Raw genomic sequence first — 18,470 nt, 5'->3', positions numbered from 1 at the left:
ATGAGGGTGGAACATTGATGGAACGAACAGGCGGCGTCAATCACCGCCTGCCCGGTTATCCGCGCGGCCCGACGAGGCCGAAGTACGCACCCTGCGGGTCGAAGGCATGGACGGTGTATTCGCCGGTGGGGATCTGCTGCGGCTCACTCATCGGCTTGCCGCCGCCGTCCTTCACCGCCGCCAGCGCACGGTCGATGTCGTCGACGCCGATGTAGTAGGTCCAGCCCGGCACCGGCATGAAATCCGCCTTGCGCATGACGGCACCGATCTGCATGTCCTCCAGCTGGAGGAAGCGGTAGTCGCCGAGCGGACCCATCGGCATCGCGCCCTGCTGGGTCCAGCCGAAATGCTTCGTGTAGAACGCCACCGCCGCGTCGTCGTCAGGCGTGACGAGTTCGTTCCAGCGCACCGTCTGCGGCTTGTCCACGCTGAACACGTCGCTGGTGGCGTCAGGATCGTCGGCGGGCGGTTCGGGAGTCATCACGTAGAACGCGGCGCCCTGCGGGTCGGTGACCATGGCGAAGCGGCCGACGCCTTCCATGGTAGTGGCGGGGACGTGGACCGCGCCACCCTCGGCCGTGATCTCGGCCACCTTGGCATCGACGTCAGGGACATAGATGTAGCCCATCCAGCCGGGCTTCGCGCCCTGGCCGATCATTGCGTCATCGAGCGCGAAGACGCCGCCGGTGTAGCCGCAGCCCGCGCCGCCGCCATCAATCCGCTCGATCATGCGGTAGTCCATGCCGGATTCCGGTATGACGTTGGCGCCGATCTTCCAGCCGACGACGCTGCCGTAGAAGGCGGACGCGGCGTCGGAATCGCTGGTCATCAACTCGTACCAGATGAAGCTGCCCACTGGATTGCCCATGGCGGTTCTCCCTTATGCCTCGATGGTGACGATGGGCTGGAACCCGCCGTAGATCATCCGCATGCCGTCGAACGGCGGCGGGTTGTCCTCGCTGTTCATGCGCGGATCGGTGGCCATGAGGTCGGAGATCGCCGCCATGCCCTTGTCGCGGGTATCCTTGTCGGGCCATTCGATCCACGAGAAGGCGACCGCCTCGTCCTCCTTGCAGTCCACGGCGCGGAAGAAGTCGGTCTGCTTGCCCGGGGGCACGTCGTCCTGCCAGCATTCCAGGACGCGGATTGCCCCGTGTTCGAGGAAGATCGGGTCCGCCATTTCGGCGTGGGCGATGAACTTGTCCTTGTTCGCCTTGGGCACGGCGATCACGAAACCATCTACGTAAGTCATGTCAGGCTCCTTCCTTGGCAGTGTTTTCGGCCTTGGCTTTCTGCTTCCGGGGATCATGCTCGGCGAAGGGCGCGATCTGGTCTTCCAGCGCGCGCTGGAACGCGGGACGGGCGGTGCCGCGCGCCACGTAGGCGGACAGCCCGGCCGTGAGCAGCGCCGGGTCCGGGATCGCACGCAGGACCGTCACCATCGCGATGTCGGCGATGGAGAATTCTCCCGCCAGCCACTCGCCATCCCCCAGCGCGGTTTCGAGGCGCTTCAGCCGCCCCTCCAGCGCGGTGGCGAGGGAAGGACGGCGCAGCGGCGCCCAGTCCTCCTTGCGCGAGAAGACCATGCAGTTGACGAACTCCATCACGAACGGCTCGACCGAGTTGAACGCGGCCAGCAGCCAGCTGAGAACTTTCGCCCGCTCCTGCGATCCGACCGGGGGCAGGGCGCCGCCCTTCTCGGCGAGGTGGATGAGGGTGGCGCCGCTTTCGAACACGCCCACGTCACCGTCCCGCACGAAGGGCACCTGGCCCCAGGGCTGCTCCTCGTAGTACCACGCGGGCCGCTCGACCGCGCTGACGAGGCGGACGCGGTAGGGCAGGGCATATTCCTCGCAGGCCCAGCGTGGGCGCAAGTCGCGCACCTGCCCCTGCGCGAAGGAGGGCACCCATTCGTAGGCGGTGATCTCGATTTCGGCTTCAGGATCGATCGGCATCGTCTCCCTCCTTCACGTCAGGCCCGATTGCTTCAGGCGGCGGTTGCTTCAGGCGGTGGTCGCGGCGTCCATGTCTCCCGAAGCCGCCGCCGGGTCCATCCACATGACTTCCCAGACGTGGCCGTCCGGATCGGCGAAGGCGTGGCTGACCATGAAGCCATAGTCCTGCGACGGATTGATGTCGGCCGTCCCGCCGGCGCCGCCCGCCCTGGCGTTGAGGTCCGCCACTTCCTCGCGGCTGTCGCACGAGAGGCACAGCATCACTTCGCTGGAGCCCGCATCGGCGATCGGGCGGCTGGTGAAGGTGCGCCACTTGTCGTGCGTCAGGACCATCACGAAGATCGCCTCCGACCACACCATGCAGGCGGCGGTATCGTCGCTGAACCTGGGCTCGTTGACGAAGCCGAGCGCGGCATAGAACGCCTTGGCGCGCTCCAGGTCGGTGACGGGAAGGTTCACGAAGATCATGCGTGCCATCTGCTCTCTCCATGTGCCGCGCCGGCAGGTCTCAGCAAGCTCGGGGCGAATCGTCTCTTGCCGGAGCCTGACCCTAGTGGTAACTAAATGCAACCATGGAGTCACAAAAAGAAACCAGACGTTCGGCAGTCGCGACGACCGGAGACAAATCTCGCACCCACGGCCCCCGCACCCACGGCCGCTGGTACGGCGACGCCTGTGGGGCCGCCTTCGCCATGGAACTCATCGGGGAGCGCTGGTCGCTGCCGATCATCCGCGAGATGATGCTGGGCCCGCGCCGCTTCTCGGAAATCCGCGCCGACCTGCCCGGGCTCAGCGCCAAGACCCTGACCGAACGGCTGGAGAGCCTCGAGCAGACCGGCATCGTCGCGCGCACCGCGCTGCCGCCGCCCGCCTCGGTGCAGGTCTACCGGCTGACCGAATGGGGGCTGGCGCTGGAACCGGTGCTGCAGGAGCTTGGCCGCTGGGCGGTACGCTCGACGCTGCATGACCCGACGCTGCCGATCACGCCGGTCTCGCTGATGCTTTCGCTGCGCACGATGATCCTCCCCGAGCGGATCGGCGACCTGGCGCTGACGGTGCGCTTCGCAGTGGGTGACAGACATTTCACCGGGCGGCTGGGCCGGGGGGAGACGGGGCAGGGCGAACTGGCGGTCACCCCCGCCGATGCCGACGACCCCGCGCCCGATCTGGTCTTCGCTGCGGATGCCGGGTTCCCGTTCCTCGCGGTGTTCTATGGCAAGTGGCCGCGCGGCGAGGTTCAGGCCCTGCGCGTGGAAGGCGGACCGGGGCCGGTGCAGCGCTTCATCGATTTGTTCGACCTGCCGCCGAAGGTCGGCGGCTAGCTGCGGCCGGCATCCGGGCTGCCTCGCCAAACAGCCAGCTAATCGCCCAAAGCTTATTGCGATGCAGCGCCCGGTCCGTTACGCGAGTGCGCGAAATGACTGACAGCAAGATCCAGACCGAGAATCGCGACGCCACCGTGCTGGCCGCCCCCGACATCGAACTCGACGTGCGCGAGACTTTCGGGATCGACATCGACATGAAGGTTCCCGCCTTCTCCGTGGCCGACGAGCGCGTCCCCGACCTCGACGAGACGTATGTGTTCGATCCGGACACCACGCTCGCGATCCTGGCGGGCTTTGCCTTCAACCGCCGCGTCATGGTGCAGGGCTACCACGGCACCGGCAAGTCGACCCACATCGAACAGGTCGCCGCGCGCCTCAAGTGGCCGTGCATCCGCATCAACCTCGACGCCCACATCAGCCGCATCGACCTGATCGGCCGCGACGCCATCGTCCTGCGCGGCGGCATGCAGGTGACCGAGTTCCGCGAGGGCCTGCTGCCCTGGGCGCTGCAGCACCCGGTCGCGCTGGTGTTCGACGAATACGACGCGGGCCGCCCGGACGTGATGTTCGTGATCCAGCGCATCCTCGAAACCGAGGGCAAGCTGACCCTGCTCGACCAGAACCGCGTGATCCGCCCTGACAAGCACTTCCGCCTGTTCGCGACCGCCAACACGGTGGGTCTGGGCGACACCTCGGGCCTGTACCACGGCACCCAGCAGATCAACCAGGGCCAGATGGACCGCTGGAACCTGGTGGTGGCGCTCAACTACCTGCCGGCCGCGACCGAAACCGGCATCGTCGCCGCCAAGGTGCCGCAGATCGACAAGTCGGTGATCGCCAACATGGTCAAGGTCGCGGACTTCTCGCGCCAGGGCTTCATGAACGGCGACATCTCCACGGTGATGAGCCCCCGCACGGTCATCACCTGGGCACAGAACGCGGCGATCTTCAACGACGTCGGCTTCGCCTTCCGCCTCTCGTTCCTGAACAAGTGCGACGAGACCGAGCGCATGCTGGTGGCCGAATACTACCAGCGCGTGTTCGGGCAGGAACTGCCCGAGAGCGTCGTCGGGAAGGCATGAGGGCAGGCATTGCGCGGCCTGGCGCTCAGGTCGCGCAATGACGGTGCAGGGCGCGATCGTCGCCCTGCAATTCCCGCGACGGGCGGCAAACCGTCTCCTGACGATGCCTGTGGCAACGGCGCCGGATGGATGCCCGTCTTCGCGCGGATGACGGATGGGGTTTGTGCCTGTTCGCGGCCATCGCAACCACGCGTCAGGCTCCGGTTCATCGCACCTTAAGCGAGGCTCGGGCTGAGCGGGCAGCTCCATCGCCCATAGCTTCCTTTTGCGGACTTACGTTCATGCCGTCGCTTCTTCCGTCCTCGCCGGCGTCGGCGCCCGGCTTCGCAAAAGGTTCTATCGAGACCGCAGGACTGGTCGAAGTGCGCGCGGCCTCCCCCGCGATCCGGCCGCACCTGATGGCCGCGTTGCTGCTCAACATCGTCGTCGTCGCCGCGTTGCTCCATGCCGCGCAGCTTCGCATCGATCCGTGGACCGCCGGGGCGAGGACGTACTTCGCCGCGGCCCTCCTGCTGGTGCTGGTCCGCTTCGCCCTGCCGCGCACCAACTGGCGGCATGCCGGGACGGTCGCCCATTTCACCGAATACACAGGGCTGTTCACGCTAATCTCGGTGATGGGGGCGACCGCGAGCTATCCGGTGGCGGCGCTGACTCACGGCTATGCCGATGCGACGCTCCAGCATATCGACGAGGCGCTCGGGTTCGGCTGGCTGGCCTGGTATCGGCTGGTCGCCGCGCATCCGGTGCTGCAGGCGTTGGGGACGGTGGCCTACCGCTCGATCTACGTGACCCCGGCGATGATCCTGTGGTGCGCCGCGCGGGCCGGTCGGCATGACTTCGCCTACCGGTTCATCGCGGGGTTCTGGGTGGCGACGGTCATTACCCTCGCGCTGTTCAGCCTGATGCCGGCGGTGGGGCCGTTCTCGTACCTGTGGCACGGCGCGATCCCCTACATGCCCGAAAGCGAGCAGTGGCAGTCGGGCCTGATCCCGGCGCTGCGTGCGCACGGGGTCCACTTCATCGACCTGGGGCGCCTGCGCGGGATCGTCTCGGCGCCCAGCTTCCATACGGCGGCGGCGGTGCTCTACGTGGTCGCGGGCTGGCGGATCGCCGCGCTGCGCTGGCCGATCGTCGCGCTCAACCTGATGATGATGCTGTCGACGCCGGTGGAGGGGACGCACTATCTTGCCGACATGCTGCTCGGCGCGGTGGTGGCGCTGCTCTCGCTGGCGCTGGTCGCGGGCTATTGCGGGCGGATGCGGTCGCAGGCCTGAAGGCCCGCCTCAGAGCGCGGTCGCCCTCACCACCATGGTACCCAGGAACACCGGCTTTTCGGCGCCGATGATGCGCGGCTGCGGGCGGGGAAGCGGCGGAACCGCCGCCAGCGCCGCGATGCCGGTCATCAGGGCGATCGATGCCATCAGGGCGGAAACGGTGGGGAGCAGGCGGGTCATGTGGCGGCATCCGAGCGATTGATGTGACCCGTCCCTTCTGCACGGCACTTGTCTCAGGATTTTGCCAGAGGTGCATCGATTTGTCGGCAAACGTATTGACCGGTAATCGCAACAAGCCGCGATTTTCCGCACGACCATCAACGAAGGTCACCCCTCGGGATAGACGGCCTTGACGAAATATAGCCCGTCCGGCGGCGCATTGAGGCCGAGCCGTTGCCGGTCGCGCGCCGCCAGCGCCTCGCCGATCTCTTCCTCGCGCCACCGGCCCATCCCCACCAGCGCCAGGCAGCCTACCATCGAGCGGACCTGATGGTGCAGGAAGCTGCGAGCCTCGGCCTCGATCAGCACCATGTCGCCCTCGCGCCGCACCGCCAGCCGGTCGAGCGTCTTGAGCGGAGAGGCCGACTGGCAATGGGCCGAGCGAAAGGTGGTGAAGTCGTGCAGCCCCACCAGGGTCTGCGCCGCGCGTTGCATCGCCGCCTCGTCGAGCGGCTTGGCCACCTGCCACGCCTTGCCCCGCTCCAGCGTCAGCGGCGCGCGGCGGTTGGCGATGCGGTAGAGATAGGCGCGGCCAATGCACGAAAACCGCGCGTGCCAGTCGTCCGCCGCCACTTCGCAAGAGAGCACGGCGACGGGATGAGGCCGCAGCCTCGCGTTCAGCGCCTCCATCAGGTGGAATGGCGTGAACGGTTTGGCGATGTCGATATGCGCCCGCATGCCAAGGCCATGGACGCCCGCGTCGGTGCGTCCCGCAGCGTGCATGATGACCGGCTCGCCGGTGATGGCGAAGGCGGCATCCTCTACCGCCTGCTGCACCGAGGGGCCATGCGCCTGGCGCTGCATGCCCATGAAGGGGGCGCCGTCGAATTCGAGGGTGAGGGAAAAGCGCGTCATTTCGCCCCGCCGATACAGGACTGGCGCGGCGGTGCAATGGGCTTGGCGCGAGGGCAGGGCGGTGGCACCATCGCCGGCAATCGGGAAAGGAGCCCAGCATGGCCGACGACCAACGCCCCCGCTTCGAGGTCTTTCGCGGCGCCGAGGCGCCGACCCTCGATGACTGCGCCTGCATGACCTACGAAGGAGAGACCCCCAACCTCGCCGCCGCACAGCCCCTGCTCATGGACGCCATGGAAGTGCGCGGCGAATATGCCGACGTCCCCTACCGCCGCGAGGGGATGAGCCTGGCGCGGCTCTGGGTGAAGAGCGGCTTTCCACTGCCGCTCCATACGCACGACTGCGACTGCCTCTACTACATCGTCGCGGGCTCGATCCGGCTGGGGCAGGAAATGTTGGCGGCAGGCGACGGCTTCTTCGTCGGCGCGGAAGTCCCCTATGCCTATACGGCGGGCCCGGAAGGCGCCGAAGTGCTGGAGTTCCGCGCGACGGACCGCTTCAACATCCGTGTGCGTGACAAGTCCGTGGCGGGCTGGGAAAAGACCGCCGCGACCTTGCGCGAAGGCCACGAACGCTGGCGCGAGGAAGCCCCGCCGGTCCGCCGCATGCCCGAGAAGGCGTGATGCTCAGCCGAGCTTCGTGCCCGCCGCGACGGGCCTGCCGCGCAGCAGGTCGGCGCTATCCATCACCGGCTTGCCCGCCCGCTGGATGCGGGTGATTCGCAAGCCGCCCGCACCGCAGGCGACGGCCAGGGCATCATCGAGGGTGTGGCCTGGCTCGCCCTCGCCGGAAACGACCTCCGCGGCCAGCACCTTGTAGCGCTCGCCTTCGAGTTCGAAGAAGGCGCCCGGTGCAGGTTGAAAGGCGCGGATCTGCCGTTCGACCTGCTCCGCGCTCGCGGCGAAGTCGAGCCGGGCCTCGGACTTGTCGATCTTCCTCGCGTACGTCACGCCGTCCTCTGGCTGCCTGACCGCGCGGTGGACGGCCAGATCGCGCAGCGTGCCGACCAGCAACTGTGCGCCGCGCTCGGCCAGTTCGGCGGTGAGTTCGCCGGCGGTCTTGCGCTCCACAGTCGTGCGCAATGTCGCCAGCATCGGTCCGGTGTCGAGCCCGGCCTCCATCTGCATGATGGTGACGCCGGTGGTCGGATCGCCCGCCAGGATCGCCCGCTGGATCGGCGCCGCCCCGCGCCAGCGCGGCAGGATCGAGGCATGGATGTTGAGACAGCCGAGGCGCGGCGCGTCCAACACCGCCTGCGGCAGGATCAGGCCATAGGCGGCGACCACCGCGATGTCCGCCTCCAGCGCCGCGAACTCGTCCTGCTCCTGGCCGCCTTTGAGCGAAACCGGGTGGCGCACCGGGATGCCCCGCGCCTCGGCTTCCCGGTGGACGGGCGAGGGCGTCAACTCCTTGCCCCGCCGGCCGCCGGGACGAGGCGGCTGGGAATAGGCGGCCACGACCTCGTGTCCCGCCTCGACGAGCGCGACAAGCGCGGGGACGGCAAAATCGGGGGTTCCCATGAAGACGATGCGCATGATGTGGGGAACTCCTGTCGAGACGGTGAGGGCGGGCTTCCTAAGAACCGGGTGAGGCCCTATCTCCGCATCCATGGCATCGCAAGAGATCGAGACGCTGACCGCCGCCCTGTCGCGCCTTCCGGGCCTTGGCCCACGTTCGGCCCGCCGCGCGGTCCTGTGGCTGATAAAGCGCCGGGAAACCGCGCTCGTCCAGCTTGTGGAGGCGCTCGGCGCGGTGCGCGAAGCGCTGGTCGAATGTCACGTCTGCGGCAACGTGGACACCACCGATCCTTGCGGCATCTGCGCCGATCCGCGCCGCGATGCCCGTTCCATCTGCGTGGTCGAGGAAGTGGCCGACCTGTGGGCACTCGACCGCGCACGGCTTTTCACTGGCCATTATCACGTACTGGGGGGCCGGCTTTCCGCACTCGACGGCGTACGGCCGGAAGACCTCGCGATCGAAGAACTGATGCGGCGCGTCGACGCGGGCGGCATCGACGAAATTCTCCTCGCCATGAACGCCACGCTCGAAGGCCAGACTACCGCCCATTATATCGCCGAGCGGCTCGAAGGCTTCGCCGTCCGCGTGACGCAGCTGGCACACGGGCTTCCGGTCGGTGGCGAACTCGATTACCTCGACGAAGGCACGCTGGCGCAGGCGATCCGCGCTCGGCGACCGGTAGCCTGATTCGGCCGATTCGCTCCGATTAAGGGGATCGATGCGGCATCCTTGCGAAATGGCCGCTTCGGGATTATCTGGCGAAAATGGCTATCCGCGAAATCCTCGAAGTTCCCGACGCCCGCCTGAAGCAGGTCTCGGTCCCGGTCGAAACGTTCGACGACACGCTCAAGACGCTTGTCGAGGACATGTTCGAAACCATGTACGATGCACCCGGCATCGGCCTTGCCGCAATCCAGGTGGGCGTGCCGCTGCGCGTGCTGGTCATCGACCTGCAGCCGGAAGACGAGGATGCCGAGCCGGAGGTCTGCACGGCTCACGGTGGCCATCATCATACTCATCGTCCGACCAAGAGGGAGCCGCGGCTCTTCATCAACCCCGAGATTCTCGATCCCTCGGATGAATACATCGTCTATCAGGAGGGTTGCCTCTCGGTTCCCGAAATCTTTGCCGACGTCGAACGACCCTCCAGCATCCGCGCACGCTGGCAGGATATCGATGGCAAAGTTCACGAAGAGGCGATGGACGGCCTGATGGCGATCTGCCTCCAGCACGAGATGGACCACCTCGAAGGCGTCCTGTTCATCGACCACCTCTCGCGCCTCAAGCGCCAGATGGCGCTCAAGAAGCTGGAAAAACTGCGCAAGGCTGCCTGATCCGGTGCGGGCCGGATAATTCGGTTCAAAAATCTGCCAAGATGCTGGAGTTCCTGAAATGTTCCGATTAAGGTCGGGACATGGAACTTGTCTTCGCTACTATCGTCATGCTCGTAATCGGGCTGGGTCTTGGCTGGTTTTTCGGTTCTCGCCCTGTGGCGCAGTGGCGCGCGCAGGCCGACGCCCGTGAGCGGGAGGCGCGCGAGGGGGATGCCCGGTACTTGCGCGCCTTCGCCGATCTGGAAGCCGCGCGGGAACGGGCGGCGCGGACGGATATGCTGGAACAGTCGCTCGATCGCGCTCGCACAGATCACGAGACGGCATTGACGCGTCTGCGTGAGGATGCGGCCGCGCTGGCAGAGCGCATCCGCGGTGAAGCAGGGCAGGTTCTCGACAAGACGCGCGCCGATCACGCCATCAGGGTGGATACCCTGCTTCGCGAGCAGCGTACCTTGTCCGAAGAACTTTCGGCGTTGCGCGAAAAATCCGCCAATTTCGACGAGCAAAAGCGCGTTCTGATCGAGGCGCAGCAGGCCTTGCGCGGAGAGTTCGAGAATGCCGGGGCAAAAGTCCTCGCCGCCGCGCAGGAGACGTTCCTGAAGCGGGCGGGAGAGCGATTCGAGCAGAGCGAGAAGACCAGCGCCGAACGAATCAGCGCGATCCTGGCACCCGTAGGTGTGCGGCTACGCAGCTACGAGGAACAGGTAGCGGCGCTGGAAGCCAAGCGCGTCGATGCCTTCGGGCAACTGACCGGCCAGATCGAGGCGCTGCGGGTCGGGCAGGAACTGGTGCGAGCCGAAGCGGTCCGACTAGGCAATTCACTGCGCAACGCGCCCAAGGCCCGAGGGCGCTGGGGCGAACAGCAGCTCAAGAACGTTCTCGAGCAGTGCGGACTGACCGAGCACACCGATTACGAGACCGAGCAGTCGATCACCACGGAGGAAGGGCGGCTGCGGCCTGATGCGATCGTGCGCGTGCCGGGCAACAAGCAACTGGTGATCGACGCCAAAGTGTCGCTCAACGCCTATCAGGACGCTTTCGAGGCCGAGGACGAGACCATCCGTATCGCCTTCCTGAACCAGCACGCAGCCTCGATGCGTAATCATATCCAGACGCTGGGAGCCAAGAGCTACCAGAGCCAGTTCGAGAATGCGCCGGATTACGTCATCATGTTCGTCCCGGGCGAGCATTTCATCGCCGCCGCCCTCGATCACGATTCGAGCCTGTGGGACTTCGCCTTTGATCGCAAGGTATTGCTGGCCAGTCCGACCAACCTGGTGGCCATCGCCCGCACCATCGCCCAGGTCTGGCAGCAGGAGGGCCTCGCCCGAGAGGCCCGCGAAATCGGCAAGCTCGGCGCCGATCTCTACGACAGCCTGGCCAAGACGCAGGATGACTTGTCCAAGGTGGGCACGCACCTGGGACGCGCGGTCAACAGCTTCAACGATTTCGCCCGTACTTACGAAGGCAACGTGATGAGCCGCGCCCGCCGGCTGAGCGAAAAGCACATCAAGATCGGCAAACGTGAAATCTCCGACGACGTCCCCCTGGTGGAATCGGCGCCGCGCTATGCCGATACCACTGGAGGTGGCAGCAGTTCGGAAACCGCTGCGGAAGAGGGCGCCGAGTAGGAATGACGGCCCGGCTTCAGCCTTGCCGCAAGTGCGCCAACGCCTCGTAGGCCAGAACTGCGCCGGCAACGGCGGCGTTGAGACTGTCGGCACGGCCGAGCATCGGGATCGTGACACGCAAGTCGCATGCGGTCTCGTAGCTGGCGGGGAGCCCCTGCGATTCGTTGCCGACCATCAGAAAGCACGGCGCGGCGTAAGCCGCCTGGCGATAGTCGGTCGGATCGCGCAGCGACGCCGCAACCAGTTGGCCATCGCCTCCCCGCAGCCAATCCTGGAATTCGTCCCAGCGAGCGATCGCGATCTTCTGCGTGAAGATTGCGCCCATACTGGCACGCACCGCTTCCACCGAGAATGGATCGGCGCAGTCGTCGAGAAGGATCAGCCCGCCAGCGCCCACGGCATCGCCGGTGCGCAGCATGGTGCCAAGGTTGCCGGGATCGCGCAGGGCCTGCGCCACCAGCCAGATCGGAGAAGCGTCGCGATCGAGGTCGATGAGCCTGGTGTCGAATTCGGTGAAGACGCCGGCGACCGCTTGCGGATTGTCCTTGCCGGTAACCTTGGCGAGGATTTCCACGTCCATCTCGACAATGTCCCCGCCGCTCGCAACCACTTCGCTTTCGAGAGCGTCCAGCAGCGGATGCGGGTCGCGCCCGATCGCCATGACGAGCATTTCCGGCAATATGCCGCTCTCACGCGCGTCGGTCAGCAGCCGCAGCCCTTCGGCAAGGAAGCGCTTCTCGCGCTTGCGATGCTTCTTGTCGCGCAGCGAGCGCAGGAACTTGACCAGCGGATTGGAAAAACCGGTGATGGTGCGGCGATGGTGGCCGCCCGGCAAGGTCGATTCGGTCACTCTTCGCCGAAGCCGTCGCGTACCAGACCGGCTAGAACCGCCAGCGCTTCCGGCGCTCCGTCGCCCGAGCAGGTGATCTCGATGGTGTCGCCCTTGGCGGCGCCGAGCATCATCAGGCCAAGGATCGAACCGCCCGCAGCGGACATGCCATCCTTTGCAACGGTGACGGTGACGCCACCGGGCAAGTCGGCGACATGGCCGACGAACTTGGCACTGGCGCGGGCGTGCAGACCGCGCTTGTTCACGATCAGCACCGAATCACGGCAATCGATCATGCATCCTGCCCCAGGTACTCGCTTGCTATCGTAATGTAGTTGCGCCCCGCATCGCGCGCGGCGGCAACCGCTTCGCGGACCGGCATGCAGCCCCGTGCCTTGGCGAGGCGAATCAGCATCGGCAGGTTGATCCCGGCGATCACCTCGACCTTGCCTGCCTGCATCAGCGAGATCGCAAGGTTGGAGGGGGTTCCACCGAACAGGTCGGTCAGCACGATCACGCCATCACCGCTATCCACCTTGGCGATGGCGTCGGCGATTTCCGAGCGGCGGCGTTCCATGTCGTCGTTCGGACCGATGCACACGGTGGCGACGTCGGGCTGGTCGCCGACGACATGTTCCATCGCGTGTACGAACTCCTCGGCGAGATTGCCGTGAGTAACCAGAATCATGCCGATCATGCCGGGAGTGCGCTCCGAAATTCCTGCAATCGCACCCGGCCGATGTCTCTATTTCTCACGCCGCAGACCTCCTTCCAGAAGATCGGCTGCCCGTGAGCCCAGGTTGCGGTGCAGCAATGTGGGCGAAAATCCGGATAGACGCAAGGCTGCAGCGATCTGTTCCGCAGTGAATACCGAACGATGTCTCCCGCCGGTACAGCCAAAGGCGATATGCACATAGGCCTTACCCTGTGCGCGGTAACGCGGAAGCAGGAGCAGGAGCAGGTCGCGAATCCGTGTAAATGCTTCTTCCCACGCGGGATCCTTGCGGATGTAATCGCCAACCGGGGCATCCTGTCCGGTCTGCGGGCGCAGTTCTGCATCCCAGTGGGGATTGTCCAGAAACCGCATGTCGAAGACGAGATCGGCCACCGGCGGCATCCCGCGAGAGAAGCCGAAGCTCGAAACCGTGACCGTGAGTTCCTCGGCATCGCTTTCGGTGAAACGCTCGCGAATCACCCGTTGCAAGTCGTTGGAGGTGAACTCGGTGGTGTCGACCAACAAGTCCGCCCAGCGCCGCAGCGGGGACAGCAGTTCCCGCTCGGCCCGAATACCGGTCGAAACCGGGGCATCGGCTGCGAGGGCGTGACGACGACGGGTCTCGTTATAGCGCCGCTCCAACTCCGTGCTGGAACAGTCGAGAAACAGGGTCATCAATTGCAGGTCGCGCCGCTCGGTGAGTTTTTTTACCTGCGCGATCACCCGTTCGGGATCGAACCCACGCGTCCGCGAATCGAAGCCGATCGCAAGTGGCGTGGGATCACCTTCCGGGGCGCCATCGATCAGCGCATCGAGCATGCGGATAGGGAAGTTGTCGACGATCTCCCAGCCGAGATCCTCCAGCACCCGTAACGCAGTGGTCTTGCCCGCGCCCAGCATTCCCGTCACCAGCAGCACACGCTGCGGATTTGCCGCTAAGTTCCCCATGGCTTCTTCTCTGCGCGCTGTCGTGGAGAAAGGGAAGGGGGCTAAGGGCTTATGCGCAGTCAAGGCACAAGCCTACAGCGGCAATCCGTAATGCTTCAGTGCAAGTTCGGCCCTGAGCGGCAACGCGCTGGCCTCTGGATACAAGCGCACGAGCGGCAGGACGGCGCTGCCGATCGCGACGTCATCCGGTGCCTCGATATAGCGAGGCGCATCACCGTCGAGCGTAAGCATGAGCGACACCGGGACGGTATCGAGGCATCGAAAGGCCAGAAGTCCCAGATTACGCACCTCCAGCAAACCTCTCGTCCGGGGATGCGGATGTGCAAGGAGCCTGCCTTGCTGCGTTTCGAGCAGAATCGAATCGTCGCCTACCAACACTGCACCGCGATCGATCAGCGCCAGCGCCAAACTCGATTTGCCGCTTCCCGGCGGGCCTTCGATCAGTATGCCGCGCCCCGCGATCGCGACGCAAGTGGACTGGCGTGCCGTACCGGTCACGCCCCTGCATCCCACAACGGCAGCGAGATCGCCAGCCGCGCACCCGCAGCGCCATCGGTGCGATCCGTGGCGACGAGGCGGCCAAAATGCCCCTCCACGATCGTGCGTGCGATGGCGAGGCCGAGGCCACTGTGCGTACCGAATTCCTCGCGCGAGGGGCGCAGCGAATGAAACCGCTCGAACACCCGCTCGCGCGCTGCATCGGGGATGCCTGGTCCATGGTCGGCAACGGCGATTCCGGCGCGATTGCCCGTACGAGCGAGAGTAATCTCGATCGCGCCGCCGGGCGGGGAAAAGGACACCGCATTATCGAGCAGGTTCTGCAATACCCGCTCCAGCCGCGCCGCATCTCCCGGGACGATCAGATCTTCATGATCCTCATGGATTATCCGTATCGGACTGTCGCCGTTGACGCCGCGCTGGTCGCGCTCGCCGACGAGCGCCTTAACCAGGCGCCGCATGTCCACGGGCTCGAAGGTGGTGCGGCTGATCTGCGCGTCGATCCGGCTGGCATCGGCGATCTCGGTGACGAGGAAGTCGATGCGGCGCACGTCGTCCTTGGCGATGCCGAGGAGTTGCCGACGCAACTCGGGCTGGTCCACGCGTTCAAGGGTTTCGAGTGCGCTGCGCAGACTGGTGAGGGGGTTCTTGAGTTCGTGCGCGACGTCGGCGGCGAAGCTTTCGACGGAGTCGATGCGCTGGCGCAGCGCACCGCTCATGTCCGAGATGGCGCGGGCGAGCAGGCCGATCTCGTCGCGCCGATCGGGCAAGCGAGGAACCACAACGCTGCGGTCGCGGCCGAGGCGCACGCGCACGGCAGCACGCACCAGTTTGCGCAGCGGCTCGACGATGGTGCGCGCCAGGAACAGTGAGAGCAGGATCGAGACGCCGAGCGCCCCGCCGACGATGATCGCCAGCGTCTGGCGGGCCATGCGCACGTTTTCGGTTATGTCGCGCGCATTGCGAGTGACCAACAGGGCCGAGCCGTCGGTGCCTACGGGGGTGGCGGCGATGATGATCGGTGTCCGGTCCGGAGCCGCCTTGTGGCTGATCCAGGTTTCCCGACCGACCAGCGCCGCGCCGATCTCGGGCCAGGCGCGCGCGCTCTGGTCAGTGGGGTCGCGGTAATCGGGAATCTCGGGAGCGCCGAGAATGAAGTCCATGCCCCGGTCGAGCAGCCGTGCCCCGTCCTGCAGCCATGGCTCGGCGGCGGGATCGACAAGTCGGTACGAAGGGCGGGCGAGTGCGAAGCTGTCGCCCGCCAGTTCGCCCGACCCATCGAACAAGCGCAGGCGAAGTCCCTGCTCTGTGCCGATGCGGGCGATCAGGTCGAGCCGGCCCGCGGGCCCTTCGTCTGCAAGGGCGTCTGCAGTGATCTCGGCCTCGGATTTTGCCAGACGGTAGCGTTCGGCAAGCAGTTCGTTGCGATAGCTGTCGATATAGAACAGGCTTCCGGCGAGCAGGGCCAGCGCGATGAAGTTCACCGCGAGAATGCGCGCGGTCAGCGAGACACGCCAGGACGGCAGGCGCGAACGGGCGCGATATCGCTCAGCCATCGGCGAACGAATAGCCGGCGCCGTAGAGCGTATCGATCGCCGCGAATTCTGGATCCACCGCGCGGAACTTTCGGCGCAGGCGCTTGATGTGGCTGTCGATCGTCCGGTCGTCCACGTAGACGTCGTCGCTGTAGGCCGCGTCCATCAACTGGTTGCGGCTCTTCACGATGCCGGGACGCAGCGCCAGCGCCTCGAGGATCAGGAACTCCGTAACCGTCAGCGACACCGGCCGGCCTTCCCACGTCACCTGATGGCGCGCCGGATCGAGCGACAGGCGGCCCCGGGCGATCGGGTCGGGCACTTCGACCTCGGCGTTCTGCTCGGGCGGTAGCCTGGTCAGTTCGCTGCGCCGCAGGATCGCCCTTATGCGCGCCACCAGCAGGCGCTGGCTGAACGGCTTGGCGATATAGTCGTCGGCCCCCAGCGCGAGCCCCAATGCCTCGTCGAGTTCCTGGTCCTTCGAGGTCAGGAAGATCACCGGGAGGCTCGATTGTGTCCGCAGCGCCTTGAGCAGTGCCAGCCCGTCCATGCGCGGCATCTTGACGTCGAAGATCGCGAGGTCAGGCGGATTTTCAAGCAGTGCCTTCAGCGCGGTTTCCGCATCGGCATAAACACGCGTCGCGAAGCCTTCCGCATGCAGTCCGATCGACAAGGCGGTGAGGATGTTGCGGTCGTCATCGACCAGCGCCACGACATGCTGGCGTGCCGGCGTGGTCGCCTCGGCAGGCTGGATCGGGTTCGAGGGGATCGGGGCGTTCACTGGATCGGCCATGGGCGCCCGGACTTTGCCTTCTGATGCATGGACGACGTTGCCTAGCCGCTGCACCGAGCCGTGGCAATCGCCGGGCGCGCATGCCTGAAAAACACCGGGTCGGTCCCATGGCGGTTTCATTTGACGCCGATTTGACGGAAAAGGGTCGGCCGCCTGCGTGCGGCGCGATTCTTGCGCAGGAATCGCCTCAGCGTCACCGGGAAAACCCGTAGCGACGCCATCTTTTGGAGGAGATGACATTGACCACCCTTAGCTATCCGCTCTCGAAACAGGGCATAGAGACGAAGGCCCGGATCTTCGCGAACCTTGGCACGGCACCCCTGGTGGAGCAGGCGGTGAAGAACGGAGAGGGCGTGCTTTCTGCCGACGGTCCTTTCGTCGTCGCGACCGGCAAGCACACCGGACGTTCGGCGAAGGACAAGTTCATCGTCAAGGATGCCGAGACGGAAAGCACGGTCTGGTGGGGCAAGACCAACGTACCGATGACGCCTGAGCACTTCGCGGCGCTCAAGGAAGATTTCCTGGCCGCGCTGGGCGAGAAGGACACGCTCTACGTCGCCGACCTGTTCGGCGGTTCGCAGCCCGAGCACCGCGTCAATGTGCGCGTCATCAACGAATTCGCCTGGCACAACCTTTTCATCCGCACCCTGCTGGTCCGCCCGACCGAGACCGAACTGGCAGGCTTCGCGCCCGAATACACCATCATCGACCTGCCCAGCTTCCGCGCCGATCCCGCGCGGCACGGCTCGCGCACCGAGACGGTCATCGCCGTCAACTTCACCGAGAAGCTGATCCTCATCGGCGGCACCGCCTATGCCGGCGAGATGAAGAAGTCGGTCTTCGGCATCCTCAACTACCTGCTGCCGGTGAAGGGCGTGATGCCGATGCACTGTTCGGCCAACATCGGACCGGACGGCGACACGGCGGTGTTCTTCGGGCTTTCGGGCACTGGCAAGACCACGCTTTCGGCCGATGCCAGCCGCACCCTCATCGGCGATGACGAGCACGGCTGGTCGGATACTGCGGTCTTCAACTTCGAGGGCGGCTGCTACGCCAAGATGATCCGCCTTTCCGAAGAGGCCGAGCCCGAGATCTACGCCACCACTCACCGCTTCGGCACGGTTCTGGAGAACGTGGTGATCGATCCGGTGACCCGCAGGATCGACCTCGACGACAACTCGCTGGCCGAGAACAGCCGTGGTTCCTACCCGATCGACTTCATCCCGAACTGCTCGGAGAAGAACCTGGGACCGGTGCCGCTGAACATCATCTTCCTGACCGCCGATGCCTACGGCGTGCTGCCCCCGATCGCGCGGCTGACCCCGGATCAGGCGATGTATCACTTCCTGTCGGGCTACACCGCCCGCGTCGCCGGCACCGAGATCGGCGTGACCGAACCGGAAGCGACCTTCTCGACCTGCTTCGGCGCGCCGTTCATGCCGCGCCATCCCTCGGTCTACGGTAACCTGCTCAAGGAGCGGATCGCCAAGGGCGGGGTGAAGTGCTGGCTGGTCAACACCGGCTGGTCGGGCGGCAAGGCGACCATGGAGGGCATCAAGCGCATGCCGATCAAGGCGACCCGCGCCCTGCTCAACGCCGCGCTCGACGGCAGCCTCAACGAGGCCGAGTTCCGCGAAGATCCGAACTTCGGCTTCGAGGTTCCGGTGGCGGTGCCAGGCGTCGACACGAAGCTGCTCGACCCGCGCGGCGCCTGGGCGGACGGCGCCGAGTACGACCGCACTGCGCAGACGCTGGTGAAGCAGTTCATCGACAACTTCGAGCAGTTCGAGGAGCACGTCGACGAAGGCGTGCGCAACGCGGCGCCCGTCGCGGCCTGAGCTTCGCGATTAAATTCCAGCAAGGCTCCGGGGCGGTTGCTCCGGGGCCTTTTGCATGGGCGCTTGTCGATGAAAGTGTGTGCGAGAGAGGGGGCGCCAGGATCTCGCGGTTGGGGCGAGA

22 protein-coding genes are annotated in these 18,470 nt (G+C 65.8%); 8 read left to right on the top strand and 14 right to left on the bottom strand.

Annotation, left to right across the window (positions count from 1 at the left end; genetic code table 11):
• Positions 1-55: 55 nt before the first annotated feature.
• The 4 genes from V2S85_RS01425 to V2S85_RS01410 are packed head-to-tail and all read right to left on the bottom strand — an operon-like array spanning position 56 to position 2,432.
• Positions 56-868: a VOC family protein gene (locus V2S85_RS01425; RefSeq protein ID WP_330701091.1), complete on the bottom strand. Its 813-nt coding sequence runs from the start codon at positions 866-868 to the stop codon at positions 56-58.
• 12 nt (positions 869-880) lie between these two features.
• Positions 881-1,252, bottom strand: a complete 372-nt coding sequence (locus V2S85_RS01420; protein WP_330701090.1) for a DUF1428 domain-containing protein — start codon at positions 1,250-1,252, stop codon at positions 881-883.
• 1 nt (position 1,253) lies between these two features.
• Positions 1,254-1,955, bottom strand: a complete 702-nt coding sequence (locus V2S85_RS01415; RefSeq protein ID WP_330701089.1) for a glutathione S-transferase family protein — start codon at positions 1,953-1,955, stop codon at positions 1,254-1,256.
• A gap of 48 nt (positions 1,956-2,003) precedes the next feature.
• A complete protein-coding gene (locus V2S85_RS01410; protein WP_330701088.1) occupies positions 2,004-2,432 on the bottom strand; it encodes a VOC family protein in 429 nt (142 codons plus the stop codon).
• A gap of 215 nt (positions 2,433-2,647) precedes the next feature.
• On the opposite strand from V2S85_RS01410, the gene V2S85_RS01405 reads away from it, so the two are divergent.
• The 3 genes from V2S85_RS01405 (at position 2,648) to V2S85_RS01395 (ending at position 5,636) form a co-directional block, all read left to right on the top strand.
• Positions 2,648-3,277 carry a helix-turn-helix domain-containing protein gene (locus V2S85_RS01405; protein ID WP_330701087.1) on the top strand — a complete coding sequence of 210 codons (630 nt, stop codon included), beginning with the start codon at positions 2,648-2,650 and terminating at the stop codon, positions 3,275-3,277.
• A 95-nt stretch (positions 3,278-3,372) separates the two neighbouring features.
• Positions 3,373-4,362: a cobaltochelatase subunit CobS gene (gene cobS, locus V2S85_RS01400; RefSeq protein WP_330701086.1), complete on the top strand. Its 990-nt coding sequence runs from the start codon at positions 3,373-3,375 to the stop codon at positions 4,360-4,362.
• A 281-nt stretch (positions 4,363-4,643) separates the two neighbouring features.
• A complete protein-coding gene (locus V2S85_RS01395; protein WP_330701085.1) occupies positions 4,644-5,636 on the top strand; it encodes a phosphatase PAP2 family protein in 993 nt (330 codons plus the stop codon).
• A gap of 9 nt (positions 5,637-5,645) precedes the next feature.
• Here the strand turns inward: V2S85_RS01395 and V2S85_RS01390 are convergent, their stop codons facing one another.
• Together V2S85_RS01390 and truA are read right to left on the bottom strand one after the other, a co-directional pair.
• The gene (locus tag V2S85_RS01390) at positions 5,646-5,816 is read right to left on the bottom strand and encodes a hypothetical protein (RefSeq protein WP_330701084.1); all 171 of its coding nucleotides are present in this window, start codon (positions 5,814-5,816) and stop codon (positions 5,646-5,648) included.
• A 147-nt stretch (positions 5,817-5,963) separates the two neighbouring features.
• On the bottom strand, positions 5,964-6,710 hold the full coding sequence (gene truA / locus V2S85_RS01385; protein WP_330701083.1) for a tRNA pseudouridine(38-40) synthase TruA: 747 nt from the start codon (positions 6,708-6,710) through the stop codon (positions 5,964-5,966).
• Between the two features lie 98 nt (positions 6,711-6,808).
• Here truA and V2S85_RS01380 point away from each other — a divergent pair, with 98 nt between their 5' ends.
• The gene (locus tag V2S85_RS01380; protein ID WP_330701082.1) at positions 6,809-7,333 is read left to right on the top strand and encodes a hypothetical protein; all 525 of its coding nucleotides are present in this window, start codon (positions 6,809-6,811) and stop codon (positions 7,331-7,333) included.
• A gap of 3 nt (positions 7,334-7,336) precedes the next feature.
• Here the strand turns inward: V2S85_RS01380 and fmt are convergent, their stop codons facing one another.
• The gene (fmt, locus tag V2S85_RS01375; RefSeq protein ID WP_330701081.1) at positions 7,337-8,245 is read right to left on the bottom strand and encodes a methionyl-tRNA formyltransferase; all 909 of its coding nucleotides are present in this window, start codon (positions 8,243-8,245) and stop codon (positions 7,337-7,339) included.
• A gap of 73 nt (positions 8,246-8,318) precedes the next feature.
• Here fmt and recR point away from each other — a divergent pair, with 73 nt between their 5' ends.
• From recR to rmuC, 3 genes are all read left to right on the top strand, one after another.
• Positions 8,319-8,915, top strand: coding sequence for a recombination mediator RecR (recR, locus tag V2S85_RS01370; protein ID WP_330701080.1), 597 nt, complete (start codon positions 8,319-8,321; stop codon positions 8,913-8,915).
• A gap of 77 nt (positions 8,916-8,992) precedes the next feature.
• Positions 8,993-9,562, top strand: coding sequence for a peptide deformylase (gene def, locus V2S85_RS01365; RefSeq protein ID WP_330701079.1), 570 nt, complete (start codon positions 8,993-8,995; stop codon positions 9,560-9,562).
• 80 nt (positions 9,563-9,642) lie between these two features.
• Complete coding sequence (gene rmuC / locus V2S85_RS01360; protein WP_330701078.1) at positions 9,643-11,193, top strand: DNA recombination protein RmuC; 1,551 nt, start codon at positions 9,643-9,645, stop codon at positions 11,191-11,193.
• Between the two features lie 16 nt (positions 11,194-11,209).
• On the opposite strand, the gene V2S85_RS01355 is transcribed toward rmuC, so the two are convergent.
• The 7 genes from V2S85_RS01355 to V2S85_RS01325 all read right to left on the bottom strand — a co-directional run bounded on the left by V2S85_RS01355 (position 11,210) and on the right by V2S85_RS01325 (position 16,511).
• On the bottom strand, positions 11,210-12,043 hold the full coding sequence (locus tag V2S85_RS01355; RefSeq protein ID WP_330701077.1) for an RNA methyltransferase: 834 nt from the start codon (positions 12,041-12,043) through the stop codon (positions 11,210-11,212).
• Entirely contained in the window at positions 12,040-12,318 is a 279-nt protein-coding gene (locus V2S85_RS01350; protein WP_330701076.1) for an HPr family phosphocarrier protein, read from the bottom strand. The genes V2S85_RS01355 and V2S85_RS01350 overlap by 4 nt, the downstream gene beginning before the upstream one ends.
• Positions 12,315-12,719, bottom strand: a complete 405-nt coding sequence (locus V2S85_RS01345) for a PTS sugar transporter subunit IIA (RefSeq protein WP_330701075.1) — start codon at positions 12,717-12,719, stop codon at positions 12,315-12,317. The genes V2S85_RS01350 and V2S85_RS01345 overlap by 4 nt, the downstream gene beginning before the upstream one ends.
• Before the next feature lie 48 nt (positions 12,720-12,767).
• The gene (rapZ, locus tag V2S85_RS01340; RefSeq protein WP_330701074.1) at positions 12,768-13,685 is read right to left on the bottom strand and encodes an RNase adapter RapZ; all 918 of its coding nucleotides are present in this window, start codon (positions 13,683-13,685) and stop codon (positions 12,768-12,770) included.
• Positions 13,686-13,757: 72 nt separating this feature from the next.
• A complete protein-coding gene (locus tag V2S85_RS01335; RefSeq protein ID WP_330701073.1) occupies positions 13,758-14,183 on the bottom strand; it encodes a serine kinase in 426 nt (141 codons plus the stop codon).
• Positions 14,180-15,739 carry a sensor histidine kinase gene (locus tag V2S85_RS01330; RefSeq protein WP_330701072.1) on the bottom strand — a complete coding sequence of 520 codons (1,560 nt, stop codon included), beginning with the start codon at positions 15,737-15,739 and terminating at the stop codon, positions 14,180-14,182. The genes V2S85_RS01335 and V2S85_RS01330 overlap by 4 nt, the downstream gene beginning before the upstream one ends.
• Complete coding sequence (locus tag V2S85_RS01325) at positions 15,732-16,511, bottom strand: response regulator transcription factor (RefSeq protein WP_330701071.1); 780 nt, start codon at positions 16,509-16,511, stop codon at positions 15,732-15,734. Before V2S85_RS01325 ends, V2S85_RS01330 begins: the two co-directional genes overlap by 8 nt.
• Positions 16,512-16,744: 233 nt before the next feature.
• Here V2S85_RS01325 and V2S85_RS01320 point away from each other — a divergent pair, with 233 nt between their 5' ends.
• On the top strand, positions 16,745-18,349 hold the full coding sequence (locus V2S85_RS01320) for a phosphoenolpyruvate carboxykinase (RefSeq protein WP_330701070.1): 1,605 nt from the start codon (positions 16,745-16,747) through the stop codon (positions 18,347-18,349).
• The last annotated feature ends 121 nt before the right edge of the window (positions 18,350-18,470 follow it).

The sequence above is a fragment of the Novosphingobium resinovorum genome (assembly GCF_036352595.1).
Classification (GTDB): Bacteria; Pseudomonadota; Alphaproteobacteria; order Sphingomonadales; family Sphingomonadaceae; genus Novosphingobium; species Novosphingobium resinovorum_B.
Note: the sequence above shows the minus strand (reverse complement) of the source record. Positions and strands in the feature narration are given on the sequence as shown.